Below are 14,429 nucleotides of genomic sequence, written 5' to 3' on the forward strand. Positions count from 1 at the left end.
TGCGCGCACTGGAAAGTAACGCATGACCGATCCCCACGAAGCCGGCCGCGACAGCGCGCGCCCCGAAGCCGTCGCCAAGCGCCACAAGCTCGGCAAGCGCACCGCGCGCGAAAACATCGCCGATCTGGTGGATACCGACAGCTTTCTGGAATACGGCGCGCTGGCGATCGCCGCCCAGCGCAGCCGCCGCGCGATCGACGATCTCAAGCGCGATACCCCGGCCGACGGGCTGATCAGCGGCGTCGGCCGCGTCAACGGCGATGCCTTCGCGGCCCGCGATACGCGCTGCGTGGTGATGAGCTACGACTACACCGTGCTGGCCGGCACCCAGGGTTTTCAGAACCACCGCAAGACCGACCGTATGGTGGATGTCGCGCTGCGCGATCGCCTGCCGGTGATCTTCTTCACCGAAGGCGGCGGCGGCCGGCCGGGCGATGTGGATACCGCGCTTATTGCCAGCTCGGGCCTGGAAGTCACCAGCTTCTACTCGTTCGCGCGCCTGAGTGGCGAAGTGCCGCTGATCGGCATCAACGCCGGCCGCTGCTTTGCCGGCAATGCGGCGTTCTTTGGCTGCTGCGATATCACCATCGCCACCCGCGACGCCAATCTCGGTATGGCGGGTCCGGCCATGATCGCCGGCGGCGGCCTGGGTGAGTTCGCGCCCGAGGAGATCGGCCCGGCCGACGAGCAGGCGGCCATCGGCGTCGTCGATATCGTGGTCGATGACGAGGCCGCAGCCGTGGCCACCGCAAAGCGCTGCCTCGCCTATTTCCAGGGCGACGTCACCAACTACACGGCGGGCGACACGTCGGCGATAGGCGCGGCCATGCCAGACAACCGGCGCATGACCTACGACGTGCGCAAGATCATCGCGGCACTGGCGGATACCGACTCAATGACCGAACTCGGCGCCACCCACGCGCCCAATCTCGTCACCGCGTTCATCCGTATCGAAGGCAAGGCCCTTGGCGTGCTCGCCAACAACCCGCGCAGCCTGGCCGGCGCCATCGACAGCCCGGCCGCCCGCAAGGCCGCGGATTTCATGCGCCTGTGCGATACCCACGGCATCCCGCTGCTCACGCTCTGCGATACGCCCGGCATCATGGTCGGCCCCGAAGCCGAAAAGACCGGCACCGTGCGCCACGCGTCCGAAATGTTCATCGCGGGCGCCAAGGTCAGCGTGCCCTGGTACGGCATCGTGCTGCGCAAGGCCTACGGCCTGGGCGCCCAGGCGATGCTGGGCGGGCATCTCAAACGCCCGCAGTTCACTATCGCCTGGCCAAACGGCGAATTCGGCCCGATGGGCGTGGAAGGCGCGGTGACGCTCGGTTTCCGGCGCGAGCTGGAAGCCATCGACGACGCAGACGAACGCGCGGCGCGCTTCCAACAACTCGTGGACACGATGTACGAACAGGGCAAGGCCGAAAACGTCGCCACTTTCTTCGAGATCGACGACGTGATCGACCCCGCCGAGTCCCGCCGCTGGCTGGCCGAGGCGCTGCGCCGCTAGACGCGAGAACGCCTAGCCGCCTGCCTCGATCTTCGCCCAGGTATCGCGTAGCGGCACGATGCGGTTGAACACGGGCTTGCCGGGCGCGTGGTCGTGGCGGTCCGCCACGAAATAGCCGATCCGTTCGAACTGCACGCGATATTCGGGCTCGACCATGGCCAGGCCCGGCTCGATCCAGCAGTTTTCATGCACGGTGAGCGAATCCGGGTTGAGATCGTCGATCATGTCGCGATCGCCGCGCCCGGGATTCTCGCTGGCGAACAGGCGATCGTACTGGCGCACCACGGCCTGCTGGCCGTGGCTGGCGGAGACCCAGTGGATCACGCCCTTAGGCTTGATGCCGTCGGCCGGGTTGTCACCGAGGGTGTCCGGATCATACGTGCAATGCACCTCGACGATCTCGCCGGCCTCATCCTTGACCACATCCGTCGCCTCGATCACATAGGCATTGCGCAGGCGTACGCGCTTGCCCAGCACCAGCCGCTTGTACTTCTTGTTCGCTGCTTCGCGGAAATCCTCTTTCTCGATAAGCACTTCGCGGGTGAAGGGCAACGTGCGCTCGGGCAGGTCATCGCGGTTCGGGTGACCAGCGGCCGCAAGCTGCTCGACGCCGTCCTCGGGATAATTGGTAATCACGAGCTTGAGTGGATCGAGCACGCACATGGCGCGCGGCGCGTTGGTATTCAGATCGTCGCGGATGGCGTGTTCGAGCATGGCCGCATCAACCACGCCGTCGGTCCGCGCCACGCCGATCATTTCGCAGAAGTTGCGAATCGACGCCGGCGTATAGCCGCGCCGGCGGATGCCGGCCAGTGTAGGCATGCGCGGGTCATCCCAGCCGTCGACCACGTTTTCGTCGATCAGGCGCTTGAGCTTGCGCTTGCTGGTAACCGTGTAATTCAGGTTCAGGCGGCCGAACTCGGTCTGCACCGGGCGTGCCGGCACCGGCAGATGCTCGAGGAACCAGTCGTAGAGCGGGCGGTGATCGGCGAATTCCAGCGTGCAGATGGAATGGGTGACGCCTTCGATCGCGTCCGACTGACCATGGGCGAAGTCATAGGACGGGTAGATGCACCATTTGTCGCCGGTCTGGTGATGCGCGGCATGGCGGATGCGATAGATGATCGGATCGCGCAGATTCATGTTGCCGGCGGCCATGTCGATCTTGGCGCGCAGCGAGGCCGTGCCCTCGGCGAACTCGCCGGCGCGCATCTTCTCGAACGCGGCAAGATTCTCGGCCGGCGTGCGATCGCGGTAGGGGCTGTTCGTACCGGGCGTGTTCCAGTCGCCGCGGTATTCGCGCGCCTGTTCCGAGGTCAGCTCGTCGACATAGGCGTGCCCGTTCTCGATCAGGTGCAGGGCGTAGTCGTAGAGGGTGTCGAAATAGTCCGAGGTGAAGCGCACCTCGCCGTCCCAGTCGAAGCCCAGCCAGCGCACGTCTTCCTGGATGGAATCGATGAACGCCTGTTCTTCCTTCTCCGGGTTGGTGTCGTCGAAGCGCAGCCGGCAACGGCCACCGAAATGTTCGGCGAGACCGAAATTCAGGCAGATCGATTTCGCATGGCCAATGTGTAGAAAGCCGTTCGGCTCCGGCGGAAAACGGGTGACCACTTCGCCGCTGTGCTCGCCGCGCTCGATCTGCTCGGCGATCATGCTGCGGACAAAATTGTTGCCACGCTTGGCGTCGGAGGCCGCTGCGTCGCTACGGCTGTCGTTCGATGCGTTGTCGGTCATAGGTTCTGGCGGGCGCTCTGCGGGTCGAACGGATCGATGAATGGGCGATACGGCGGCCAGTATAGCGGCTCGGTCGACCCCGATTCGCCCCGCCTTCTCCTGCCCGGCGCCTGCACCCTCTGGGCAGATTCGCTCATCTGGGTTATCAATGGAGTCGAGATAAATCGGGAGGGCTTCGATGAGCGACAAGATCGTTTCCATCCATGCCGGGGCAGCGCGGCCCAGATCGCAGGCCGCCCCTGCCCGCGCGCCACGACCTGCCGTACCCCGCGTGCCCGACTTCGCCCATGCCGAAGCAACCTGGCTGAGCCCGCGCGATATCGCCTTCCTTCTCGACGCCGCCGGTCACGACGTGGCCGACGACGCGCTGATAACCGAAGGCGTTTCACCGGCCATCGAAGCCCTGATCGAGCAGGACGGGATCTATCACAAAGTCGCCGGCGACAGCGGCGGCTGGCTGGATATCTCGCCGCAGCTGTATTTTCATGTCGTGCTGCGCCGGCGCCTGCCGCGGCCGAAGACCTATCTACAACGGCGCGTGATCCGGTATCTGGCCAATCTACTGAGCCTGTTCGTGCGCACCGACCGGCTATACCGCGTGCAGCCGGGCGAACAGGAGAGCTTTGAATACCTGATCGACCTGATCGCCGAGGCGGCCGAGAGCGAGCACGAACGGCAATTTCTCGTGCATGCGCATCTGGGCAACTATGCGCTGTTCCTGGCCGGCGTCGGCCGCGGCTGGATCGAACACCGACTGCGCTATGGCCGCAGCGCGCTCGGCGTGGATTATTACCGCGACATGGGGCGCAACGCCTATCACCAGGCCGCCTCGCACCGGCTGGCGCGCGATCTCGATCTGGCGCCGGTACTGGATTATCTCGCCGACGGGTTCGATAGCTATGCCCGGGCGTTGCAACAGTTGCAGCCCGGCCCGACGACGCAGTTCAGCTAGTGCGCTATATGGCGGCGCGAGCCCCCGAGCTGACCACGGTTGAACGACAGAAGCGCCAGACTCTCGGCTCTCACACGCATGTTCACAAACGCCTGCTGCAACCGATGGGCCACACACCGCGTACTCCTCACTGCGCCACCTTTATTCGGCGCATTGAGGGCTATTATGAATAACAAATATAAAATCAAGACTTTCGCGACTGCTGCAACGTTTGCGATCAGTACGCTGTTCGCAGCCAACGCGTGGGCTGGCGACAATCCGATGGTCGGGGGCGCGGAGATGTCGCCCGACAAGACGATCGTCGAAAACGCCTCGCAGGCCGACAACCTCACCACGCTGGTAGCGGCGGTGAAAGCGGCCGGCCTGGCGGAAACGCTGTCGGGCGAAGGTCCGTTCACCGTGTTCGCGCCGACCAACGCGGCTTTCGAAAAGCTGCCGGAAGGTACGGTCGACGAACTGCTGAAGCCGGAGAACAAGGATAAGCTCAAGGCGATCCTGACCTATCACGTGGTACCCGCCAAGGCGACTTCTGACGCCGCCATGAAGATGATCGAGGATGACGGCGGTGAGCATCCGGCGCCGACCGTTCAGGGCGAGCAGTTCACCCTGATGATGGAAGGCGAGGACATCGTCATCGAAGATGCCCAGGGCAACACCGCCACGGTGACCCAGGCTGACGTGATGCAGTCCAACGGTGTCGTGCACGTGATCGACACGGTGCTCATGCCGAGCATGTAGTCACCACGGCTTTCGAGCCTGCGGGACAACGGCCCTCTCGGAGGGCCGTTTTTTTGTCCAGCGTTCCCGCTCCTTGCGCTCCGAATGGCTCAAACCGCGGCCGGCCGGTGCGCCGACGCGCGCAGCAGATCGATCGTGTAGATGGCTAGCCCCGTCCAGATACAGGCGAAGGTGACGATATCCGCGGGCGTGAAGCGCTCGCCGAGGATAAGCACGCCGGTGAGAAACTGCAGCGTGGGCGTGAGGTACTGGATGAGACCGAGGGTGCCCAACCGCAGCCGGCGCGCCCCGGCCGCAAACAGCGTGAAGGGCACGATGGTGAATATGCCGGCGCCAATCAGGAGCGCATCGGTACGAATATCAATCAGCCCGAACGCCGCGTCGCCCTGCGCATAGAGGGTAACCAACCATACGAGTGCTATCGGCGCCAGAAACAGCGTCTCCACGAGCAATCCAGTCACGCTGTCGACGGCCAGCTGCTTGCGAATCAGGCCATAAAAGCCGAATGACATCGCCAGTATCAGCGCCACCCACGGCACCGCACCGTAGGCGATGATCGACAGCAGCACACCGAGTGCGGCGATCGCGACCGCCACCCACTGCAGCCGCCTTAATCGCTCGCCCAGAAACAGAAATCCGAGGGCGATATTGAGCAAGGGGTTGATGTAGTAGCCAAGACTGGCATCCACGACGTGGCTATTCACGACCGCCCAGATGAACGTGCCCCAGTTCGTCGCCACCAGCAGCGCGGTCACGACCAGCGCCCCACACAGGCGCGTATTCGCGAAGACGGCGCGTATCCGGCCGATACGCCCGAGCGCCAGCGTCAGAACGGCCAGCAGAAGGGCCGTCCAGAGCACGCGATGCAGCAGGATTTCCCAAGCCGAGACGCGCGGGCCGATGAGATGGAAATACAGCGGCAGAAACCCCCAGCTCAGAAACGCGCCAAAGGCCGCGGCGAGTCCGATTCGGGATACCGGCAGAGCAGCGGACTGCTGTATTGAGCTCAAGAGATTGCATCCGACGAGGCTTTTGCCCGACGAGGATAGCGTCTCGGCGCAACGCGGATCGCAGCCAAGGCATGCAGCGTGTCTAGCGCGACTCGCCGCCTGCCCTAAGGCTGGAGCGCTGTCTCATGCAGCGTTACGCCGCTCGGACGCGGCCGCATCGAACTGGAGTACGCCGTCCTCGATCGGCTGCTCGACCAGCATCTCGCGATCGCGGCTGTAGTGATTCAACACCCGCCACGGTAGCTTGTCGCCCTGGCGCGGCAGCTTGTGGCTGGCACGTTTCACGTAGTTGGAATTCAGCGCGTCCATGATCGAGGCATCGACAGGCTGCGCATCCACCGCGCGCGGCGTAGCGCTGCGATAGCCCTTGGCAGCCATATGCTTGAGCAGGCGGCAGACATAGGCCGCAGCGATATCGGCCTTGAGCGTCCATGAGGCATTGGTATAGCCGAAGACCGCGGCGAGATTCGGCAGGCTCTCGAGCAGTACGCCCTTGTAGGTCATGTGCTGGCTGGGCGCCTGGACCTCGCCATCCTTCACGATCTCGATATCGCCGAGCATCTGCATGTTCAGACCGGTGGCCGAAATCACGATATCGGCCTCGAGCGTCTTGCCGGACTGCAGCTGAACCCCGTTCTCGGTAAAGGTCTCGATATGGTCGGTGACGATATCGGCCTTTTCCGAGCGCAGCGTCTTGAACAGATCGCCGTTGGGGACTACGCAGAGACGCTCGTCCCAGGGGTTGTAGGACGGCGTGAAATGACGCATGTCCACGTCCTTGCCGACCTGCTTGCGCACACTCGCCAGCAGCAGCCGGCGTACCAGCTTCGGATAACGGCGCGACGCCGAATAGATCAAACGCTGGACATGGATATTGCGCTTTCGCGCCATGCCGAACACCCAGCTGTCGGGCAGCCAGCGCTGCAGCGTCTTGGAGATTTGATCCACCGCGGGTAACGAGGCGATATAGGACGGCGAGCGCTGCAGCATGGTGATATGCGCGGTATCTTCGGCCATCGCCGGGATCAGCGTGATCGCGGTCGCGCCGCTGCCGATCACCACCACTTTCTTGTTGCGGTAGTCGAGATCCTCCGGCCACTGCTGGGGATGGATGAGCTGGCCCTTGAAGCGGTCCGCGCCCGGGAAATCGGGCATGTGGCCGGCGTCGTATCGGTAGTAGCCCGTGCACAGCACGAGATAGCGCGCCCGCCAGCTACGGCTCTCGCCGCTGGCTTCGTCCAGGACGGTCAGCGTCCAGCAGGCCTCATCGCTGGACCAGGACGCGCGCTCGGTCTTCTGGCCGTAATGGATCTGGTCCTCGATGCCGTATTCGCGCGCGGTATCGACCAGATACTCGCGGATCGATCCACCATCCGACAGCGTTTTCGGTTCCTGCCAGGGCCGAAAACGATAGCCGAAAGTGAACATGTCGGAATCCGAGCGGATACCGGGATAACGAAACAGATCCCAGGTCCCGCCAATCGCCGTCCGCCGCTCCAGGATAGCGAACGACTGATCCGGACATTCCTCGCGCAGATGACAAGCCATGCCGATGCCGGAAATGCCCGCGCCAACAATCAGCACGTCCAGAACTTCAGTTGCATTCGGAGCTTGCGACATAACGACCAACCTTCTCATTGAGCAATGAGAAGATTATGGACTCAAGTGTCCGCGCGGCCAAATCTGCTTTACGCGAGCGTCTCGCTGGCACCTCTTGCCGAGGCGAAGGCTAGAACAACCCACCTTAAAGCGAACACCACGCCGGGCGCCTAGCCGGAGCTGCGTTTCGCCGGCTGCTTCTTGCGTCGGGTGGCCGTGGTCTTCTCCGGCTTGTCTGTCTTGCCCTGCGTATCGCCATAGGCAGCACGCAGCTCATCGAGCGTTTCGCCAGCATAGACCGCCAGTCGCTGCATCGACGGCAGGGTTTCGCGACAGCCGATGAAGCCGAAGCCGAGCGTATCCGCATAGCCGTGCACGGTGATATTGAGCGCCTGGCCATGGGTCACCAGCGACGTGGGATAGAACGCCTCCATCTCCGCGCCCATCACATACAACGGACCGGGCGGGCCCGGCACGTTGGACACAGTGACGTTGAAGACAGGGCGTGTGCGCCCACCCATGCCCGTGACCAACGACAGGATGTACGGCGCCATCAGCGCCACCGTGTACTGCGTGATCGACGCAGCCGACAGCCGCGCCAGCTCGCGCTTGGCCCGCAGAGTAGAATCCGCGATGGCCTGCAGACGCTCGGTGGGGGATTCGATGTCGGTCCCGAGATTAGCCACGATGAAGGTAATGGCGTTGCCGGCCTCCTGATCGTCTGCCGGGCGCACGGAGACCGGGATGCCGGCCGTGAGCGGCCGCTTGGGCAGTTCGCCAATCTCGCGCAGATAGCGGCGCAGCGCGCCGCCACAGATCGCCAGCACGATATCGTTGATCGTCACATGCGCATTGGCTGCGAGCGCCTTGAACTCGGTCAGCGAGTAGAGCTGGGTGGCATAGCGCCGCTGCGACTGGATGCGGCTGTTGAGCACCGAGGATGACGACGAAAACGGCAGGCCCGCCGTGCCGGTACTCGAACGCGCGCTCTTGAGCATGCTGCGCACAACACGCGCAAAACCCGGCAGCGAACCGACCTGTTCGGCCGCGCCGCCCATCAACTCGGCGACCGCGCGATACATACCCGGGCGAACTTCGCTCGGTGACCGCTTGCGACGCTTCTTCGGCTCGACCGCCCAGAACGGCGGGCGATCCATGTCGTTCGCGTCGCTGGCGAGTGCGCGCGCGAGCTGGCGCATACCGGCAATGCCATCGATCAACGAATGATGGAGCTTGATATAGATCGCGAAGCGATTGCCTTCCAGCCCCTCGATCAGATGCGCCTCCCAGGGCGGATGGCGAAAATCCAGCGGGTGGCTGTGCAGACGCGAGGCCAGTTCGCCGAGCTCGCGCTCGCCGCCCGGATAGGGCAGCGCCGAGTGGCGAAAATGGTATTCGACGTCGATCTCGTCGAGCAGCTCCCATTCCGGCGCCACATTGCGCAGCCGGCCCGCGCGCAGCCGATGGTTCCACGGCGAATAGGCCTGGGTGAAGCTGTGATAGTGCTCGACGATCCTGCGAGGCAGATCCTTCGGCGCGTCATCGGGCATCTTGAACGTCAACAGCCCACCCACCTGCATGGGCGCGTTTTCTGTCTCGACGTTCAGCCAGGCCGTATCGACCAGATTGAGGCGCTTGGTCTCCATCGACGTCTTCTCCTATTCGCACACAAGTGCCGGGCAAGCCGGCATGGTCTTTACCAGCACACGCAGATCGCCAGTTTACGCAGCGCTCTGATTTTGAAAATAGTTATTTTTAGCCAGACGATACCGATTGTTGTCGGCCACCCGCAGGCGGGCAGGCTGACGGTATTTACTCTGCGCCTTTTTGCTTCGCGGCGCACGCCCTGCGACCTAGCTAATTCGTCGCGCAAACCGTGACCTTGAACGCATATGCGCGTTCCCACTCTACGCGCAGACGAGCGGAAGAAACGTCCGCATGAATACGGGCACGAGGGAACGCGACAGCCGGGGCCGGCCCAAGAGGAAGGACGAATGGGACAGGCTAGGTTCTGCAGCTTTTCGCCGCAGGAAACCGGCCCCGCGATGCGAATCGCTAGCCGATGGCCGCCACAATGAACAACGCGACCGTGCAGGCGGCCGCGCCGCCCCAGACCAGGCTGCGCATCGTGGCGCGATCGCTGATATAGCACCAGCCATAAACCAGCCGCAGCAGCACGAACAGCACCGCGAACAGATTGATCGCGCCGATCGAGCCGCCGGAGATGACGGCGATGATCACGCCCGCCGCAAACGGCGGAAACGCTTCGAAGGAATTGAGCTGCGCCCAGTAGGCACGTCGCTGCGGCCCTTCGGCCTGCTCTTCGAGCCAGCGCCGCGGATGGTGGTTTTCCTTCAGCCCCATCTTTTTCGGGCCGCCGGCTTTCGCATAGAGCACGAAACCGAAGGGCATGAACGCCGCGATGAGCACACACCAGTACGCCAGAATCATTGCCATCTCCTTTTATCCATTGTTATCGAGAGGGTCGCGACCCGATCATACCGGCGCGCGCCGGATTCAGCGGACTCAGGCCCCGCGCTGATCAATCGGACGGAAATCACGCACTTCCGGGCCGACATATTCCGCGTTGGGGCGGATCAGGCGGTTGTCGTCACGCTGCTCGAAGATATGCGCGCCCCAGCCGGTCAGCCGCGAGATCACGAAAATCGGCGTGAACAGCTTCGTCGGGATACCGAGGAAGTGGTAGGCCGTCGCATGATAGAAGTCGGCATTCGGGAACATGCCCTTCTCGTCGAGCATGACCTGCTCGAGGCGCTCCGAGATCGCGTACAGGTTCTGCTTGTAGGCGTCGTCGCCGGCCAGCTTCTTCGACCATTCCTTGATGATGCCGTTGCGCGGATCCGCCTTCTTGTAGACCCGGTGGCCGAAGCCCATGATCTTTTCCTTGTCGGCCAACATCTGCTTCAGGCCGGCCTCGGCGTCGTCCGGATCCTTGAAGGTCTGGATCAGCTCCATGGCCTTTTCGTTGGCGCCGCCGTGCAGCGGCCCACGCAGCGCGCCGATGGCGGCGACCGTGGCCGAATAGAAATCGCTCAGGGTCGCCGTGACCACGCGCGCGGTGAACGTCGAGGCGTTGAACTCGTGTTCTGCATAGAGAATCAGCGAGGTCGACATGCACTTGATGGCGTCTTCCGACGGCTTCTCGCCGTGCAGCAGATGCAAGAAGTGGCCGCCGATCTTGTCGTCGTCGGTATCCACTTCGATACGCTTGCCGGATTCCACGAAGTGGTACCAGTACATCAGCATCGACGGAAAGCTGGCGAGCAGCCGGTCGGCAACATCGTGCTGCTGCTTGGCCGGGTCGTTTTCCTGCTCTATGGTGCCCAGCACGGAGGCGCCGGTGCGCATGACATCCATCGGGTGGGTGTCGCGCGGCAGCACTTCGAGCGCCGTCTTCACGCCGTCGGGCAGCGTGCGCATGCCGGCCAGACGCTTCTTGTAGTCGTCCAGCTGGCCCTGTGTGGGCAGCTCGCCGTAGAGCATGAGATAGGCGACTTCCTCGAACTCGGCCTTGGCCGCGAGATCCTCGATCAGGTAGCCGCGATAGGTGAGGCCCACGCCCTGCTTGCCGACCGTACAGATCGAAGTCTTGCCGGCGGTGACGCCCGCCAGGCCTGCGGTGTTTTCAGTCTTGCTCATGCCCTGCTCCCGGGAATTTCTTTCTAACCAACGTGATGCGTCGTATCAGGCCTGGATGTCGACCACCGTGCGACCGGTGTTCTCACCGGCCATGATCTTCTCGCACACGCCGTGAACGTCGGCCAAGCCTACGGTTTCTGTCGCGATCGCGTCCAGATGTGCCGGCTTCTGGTCGCCCGAGAGCGAAGCCCAGATTTCCTCGCGCCAGGCGTTCGGGCATTCCACCGAATGGATGCCCAGCAACGACACGCCGCGCAGGATGAACGGCATCACCGTGGTGGCCAGCTTGGGCCCACCGGCGAGGCCAATGGCAGCGACGTTTCCGTACGGCTGAACCTGGGCGACGATATTGGCGAGCAGGTCGCCGCCGACCGCGTCGATCGCGCCGGCATAGACCGGCTTGCCCAGCGGCTTGCCCTCGATATCAAGCGCGTCCGGCGTGATGACGTCGCTGGCGCCGAGCTTCTTGAGGAAATCGCCCTCGGCGTCGGCCTTGCGAGAGACCGCCACCACTTCATAGCCGGCCCGCGCCAGGATATCGACTGCGAACATACCCACGCCGCCGGTCGCTCCGGTGACCAGCACCGGCCCGTCCTCGGGTTTCTGGAAGTTGTCGGTCATGCGCTTGACCGCCATGCCCGCGGTGAAACCGGCCGTGCCCAGCGCCATGGTCTGCCACAGCGTCAGCCCCTCGGGCTTTTTCACCACGCATTCCGCGGGGATGCGCACGTACTCGGCCAGGCCGCCGTCGCGCGTCTCGCTCATGAACCAGCCGGTCACGACCACTTCGTCGCCGGGCGAAAAGCGGTCGTCCTCGCTGGACTCGACCACACCGGCCACATCGATACCGGCATTGAGCGGACGCTTGCGCGCGACTTTGCCCTTGCCGGTGATCGCCAGTGCATCCTTGAAGTTCAACGAGGAGTAACGGGACTTGATGACGACATTGCCTTCGCTGAGCTCGTTGAGCTCCATATCGGTGATGTCGGCGCTCGTGCCGTTGTCGGTATCGACGATGCGCAGTGCTTTCATATCCGGGTCTTCGTGGCTGAAGTCAGGCCGCGTTTGTATCACATTGAACAAGTGTTCGGCAGCGCTTGAGGCCTTCGGGACTCGGGCGTAGGCTTGCCGGGTCAAATCTTCAAAGAGAATGATTCATGAGCGATAACGTATATAAATCCGTCGAACTGACCGGCTCCTCCGAGACCAGCCAGGAAGATGCCGTACGCACGGCGATTGCCGAGGCTTCCAAGACGATCGGCAACATGCGCTGGTTCCAGGTCACCGGCGTTCGCGGCCATATCGAGAACAACGAGGTTGCCCATTGGCAGGTCTCGGTAAAGGTCGGCTTCACCCTCGAAGAAAAAGCGGGATGAACCCCGAACGCCTGCTAGTGGGGGTTACCTACCGCGGCTATCCGTCGTGAGCGACGCCCCCAGCGGCTGGCAGGGACGGCTCGACCGGCGCGATCTCGTCAAGGAGAACGCGCCGGCCGATCCGCTCGTGCTGTTTGCGAACTGGTACGCCGCAGCGCAGCAGGCCGACATGATCGAGCCGACGGCGATGACGCTGGCCACGGCCGACGGCAATGGCCGGCCCTCGGCCCGTATCGTTCTGCTCAAGGGCTTCGACGCGCAAGGCTTTCGTTTCTACACCAATTACGAAAGCCGCAAGGGCGAAGCACTGGCGGCCAATCCGCAGGCTGCGCTGGTGTTCTGGTGGGAGCCGCTCGAACGCCAGATCCGCATTGAAGGGTCAGTCCGCAAGCTGGACGCCGAACTGTCCGACGCCTATTTCGCGCGCCGCTCCCGCGGCAGTCGCCTGGGCGCCCATGCCTCGCCGCAAAGCCGTGTAATCGCCAATCGAGACGAACTCGAACAGCGCGTGCAAGACGTCGAGGCACGTTTTGCCGACCGCGATGTCGAACGACCCGTGCACTGGGGTGGCTATGCGCTGGTGCCCGAGATGATGGAGTTCTGGCAGGCACGCCGCAGCCGCCTGCACGACCGGCTCTGCTATCAACGCAGCGGCGCCGACTGGCAGATTGATCGCCTCGCCCCCTGAACCACACCGTGCGCGCGTCGCGCCGGCAACGAATTCGGTACAGTCTGCAGTCGCACCGACCGCATCACGCTCCGGTATGACCGCTTCGGATGGAACCAATCTTATGACTTTGCGCCCGCGCCCGGCTTCTCGTTATATATCCGCCGTCATCGCGGCGTTCGCGCTCTGGCTCGTTGCCGGCGCTGCCCAGGCCGCCATGTACGACATGCCGGCCGAAGGCTCCGACGTGGTCGGCAAGCTTCAGCATATCGAGACCTCGGAAGAGGACACGTTCGTCAAACTCGCGCGCCGCTACAACGTGGGTTATCGCGAGCTGCGGTTGTCCAACCCCGACGTCGATCCATGGCTGCCGGGCGAAGGTACGCCCATGGTGATTCCGACCCGCTATGTACTGCCCGATGTGCAGCGCAAGGGCATCGTGATCAACATCCCCGAGATGCGACTCTATTACTACCCGCCCGAAGACAGCGAGTACGCCGGCAAGGTGGTGACCTATCCGCTGGGTATCGGGCGTGAAGGCTGGTCCACGCCGCTGGCCAAGACCTCGATCGTGCGCAAGAAGGCGGATCCGACCTGGACACCGCCGGCCTCGATCCGTGCCGAGCACGAAAAAGCCGGCGATCCGTTGCCACCTGTCGTGGCCGCCGGCCCGGACAACCCGCTCGGCCAGCATGCGCTCTATCTCGGCTTGCCGTCGTACCTACTCCACGGCACCAACAAGCCCGCGGGTATCGGCCTGAAGGTCTCGCACGGCTGTATTCGCCTGTACCCGGAAGACATTGCCTCACTGTTCGCGCTGGTGCCCACCGGCACGCCGGTCAACATCATCAGCCAGCCCTACAAGATCGGCTGGGAAGGCAACACGCTGTATATCGAATCGCACCCGCCGGATGCCAATGGCGACGCGCCGGTGCGCTCGTTCACGCCCTGGGTGGAAAAGCTGATCTCGGCAACCGCCACCCATCCGGACGCGCCGGTGGATTGGGATCGAGCCCAGTCGGTGGTCGAAAAGACCGATGGCATGCCCGAGCCGATCGGCGTGCAGATCAACAGCGGCTAGGCGACAGACCGTGCCTGCTTGGCCGGTGGCCGTCTGCGCCAAGCCGAGACATAAAAAAGCCCCGCTCGAAGGCGGGGCTTTTTACTGTGGCGTTCAGCACGC

General features: G+C 63.5%; 13 protein-coding genes. 6 read left to right on the forward strand and 7 right to left on the reverse strand.

Going from position 1 to position 14,429, the window contains the following annotated elements:
* Nucleotides 1–22 precede the first annotated feature (22 nt).
* Nucleotides 23–1,510: an acyl-CoA carboxylase subunit beta gene (locus tag SADO_RS07910; protein WP_353110635.1), complete on the forward strand. Its 1,488-nt coding sequence runs from the start codon at nt 23–25 to the stop codon at nt 1,508–1,510.
* Nucleotides 1,511–1,522: 12 nt separating this feature from the next.
* Here the strand turns inward: SADO_RS07910 and SADO_RS07915 are convergent, their stop codons facing one another.
* The gene (locus tag SADO_RS07915; RefSeq protein ID WP_353110636.1) at nt 1,523–3,244 is read right to left on the reverse strand and encodes a glutamine--tRNA ligase/YqeY domain fusion protein; all 1,722 of its coding nucleotides are present in this window, start codon (nt 3,242–3,244) and stop codon (nt 1,523–1,525) included.
* 178 nt (nt 3,245–3,422) lie between these two features.
* On the opposite strand from SADO_RS07915, the gene SADO_RS07920 reads away from it, so the two are divergent.
* Together SADO_RS07920 and SADO_RS07925 are read left to right on the forward strand one after the other, a co-directional pair.
* Nucleotides 3,423–4,196 (forward strand): hypothetical protein, encoded by a 774-nt coding sequence (locus SADO_RS07920; protein WP_353110637.1) that lies wholly within the window; start codon nt 3,423–3,425, stop codon nt 4,194–4,196.
* A 165-nt stretch (nt 4,197–4,361) separates the two neighbouring features.
* Complete coding sequence (locus tag SADO_RS07925) at nt 4,362–4,934, forward strand: fasciclin domain-containing protein (protein ID WP_353110638.1); 573 nt, start codon at nt 4,362–4,364, stop codon at nt 4,932–4,934.
* A gap of 89 nt (nt 4,935–5,023) precedes the next feature.
* On the opposite strand, the gene rarD is transcribed toward SADO_RS07925, so the two are convergent.
* From rarD to SADO_RS07955, 6 genes are all read right to left on the reverse strand, one after another.
* A complete protein-coding gene (rarD, locus tag SADO_RS07930; RefSeq protein ID WP_353110639.1) occupies nt 5,024–5,944 on the reverse strand; it encodes an EamA family transporter RarD in 921 nt (306 codons plus the stop codon).
* 123 nt (nt 5,945–6,067) lie between these two features.
* Nucleotides 6,068–7,564 (reverse strand): flavin-containing monooxygenase, encoded by a 1,497-nt coding sequence (locus SADO_RS07935; protein ID WP_353110640.1) that lies wholly within the window; start codon nt 7,562–7,564, stop codon nt 6,068–6,070.
* A 149-nt stretch (nt 7,565–7,713) separates the two neighbouring features.
* A complete protein-coding gene (locus tag SADO_RS07940; RefSeq protein ID WP_353110641.1) occupies nt 7,714–9,189 on the reverse strand; it encodes a WS/DGAT/MGAT family O-acyltransferase in 1,476 nt (491 codons plus the stop codon).
* Nucleotides 9,190–9,598: 409 nt separating this feature from the next.
* Nucleotides 9,599–10,000 carry an MAPEG family protein gene (locus SADO_RS07945; protein WP_434547891.1) on the reverse strand — a complete coding sequence of 134 codons (402 nt, stop codon included), beginning with the start codon at nt 9,998–10,000 and terminating at the stop codon, nt 9,599–9,601.
* 69 nt (nt 10,001–10,069) lie between these two features.
* The gene (gene prpC / locus SADO_RS07950; protein ID WP_353110642.1) at nt 10,070–11,203 is read right to left on the reverse strand and encodes a bifunctional 2-methylcitrate synthase/citrate synthase; all 1,134 of its coding nucleotides are present in this window, start codon (nt 11,201–11,203) and stop codon (nt 10,070–10,072) included.
* Nucleotides 11,204–11,248: 45 nt separating this feature from the next.
* Nucleotides 11,249–12,235, reverse strand: coding sequence for a YhdH/YhfP family quinone oxidoreductase (locus SADO_RS07955; RefSeq protein ID WP_353110643.1), 987 nt, complete (start codon nt 12,233–12,235; stop codon nt 11,249–11,251).
* Nucleotides 12,236–12,360: 125 nt separating this feature from the next.
* Between SADO_RS07955 and SADO_RS07960 the strand changes: the two genes are divergently transcribed.
* From SADO_RS07960 to SADO_RS07970, 3 genes are all read left to right on the forward strand, one after another.
* Nucleotides 12,361–12,579 (forward strand): dodecin, encoded by a 219-nt coding sequence (locus SADO_RS07960; protein WP_353110644.1) that lies wholly within the window; start codon nt 12,361–12,363, stop codon nt 12,577–12,579.
* 46 nt (nt 12,580–12,625) lie between these two features.
* Complete coding sequence (gene pdxH / locus SADO_RS07965; protein ID WP_353110645.1) at nt 12,626–13,267, forward strand: pyridoxamine 5'-phosphate oxidase; 642 nt, start codon at nt 12,626–12,628, stop codon at nt 13,265–13,267.
* 103 nt (nt 13,268–13,370) lie between these two features.
* Complete coding sequence (locus SADO_RS07970; protein WP_353110646.1) at nt 13,371–14,327, forward strand: L,D-transpeptidase family protein; 957 nt, start codon at nt 13,371–13,373, stop codon at nt 14,325–14,327.
* Nucleotides 14,328–14,429: the final 102 nt, after the last annotated feature.

The organism is Salinisphaera dokdonensis CL-ES53, assembly GCF_040361215.1.
In the GTDB taxonomy this organism is placed as follows: Bacteria; Pseudomonadota; Gammaproteobacteria; order Nevskiales; family Salinisphaeraceae; genus Salinisphaera; species Salinisphaera dokdonensis.

Coding starts and splice junctions, on each gene's coding strand:
- SADO_RS07910 (WP_353110635.1), top strand. CDS start 23: ATGACCGATCCCCACGAAGCCGGCCGCGACAGCGCGCGCCCCGAAGCC.
- SADO_RS07915 (WP_353110636.1), bottom strand. CDS start 3,244: ATGACCGACAACGCATCGAACGACAGCCGTAGCGACGCAGCGGCCTCC.
- SADO_RS07920 (WP_353110637.1), top strand. CDS start 3,423: ATGAGCGACAAGATCGTTTCCATCCATGCCGGGGCAGCGCGGCCCAGA.
- SADO_RS07925 (WP_353110638.1), top strand. CDS start 4,362: ATGAATAACAAATATAAAATCAAGACTTTCGCGACTGCTGCAACGTTT.
- SADO_RS07935 (WP_353110640.1), bottom strand. CDS start 7,564: ATGTCGCAAGCTCCGAATGCAACTGAAGTTCTGGACGTGCTGATTGTT.
- SADO_RS07940 (WP_353110641.1), bottom strand. CDS start 9,189: ATGGAGACCAAGCGCCTCAATCTGGTCGATACGGCCTGGCTGAACGTC.
- SADO_RS07945 (WP_434547891.1), bottom strand. CDS start 10,000: ATGGCAATGATTCTGGCGTACTGGTGTGTGCTCATCGCGGCGTTCATG.
- prpC (WP_353110642.1), bottom strand. CDS start 11,203: ATGAGCAAGACTGAAAACACCGCAGGCCTGGCGGGCGTCACCGCCGGC.
- SADO_RS07955 (WP_353110643.1), bottom strand. CDS start 12,235: ATGAAAGCACTGCGCATCGTCGATACCGACAACGGCACGAGCGCCGAC.
- SADO_RS07960 (WP_353110644.1), top strand. CDS start 12,361: ATGAGCGATAACGTATATAAATCCGTCGAACTGACCGGCTCCTCCGAG.
- SADO_RS07970 (WP_353110646.1), top strand. CDS start 13,371: ATGACTTTGCGCCCGCGCCCGGCTTCTCGTTATATATCCGCCGTCATC.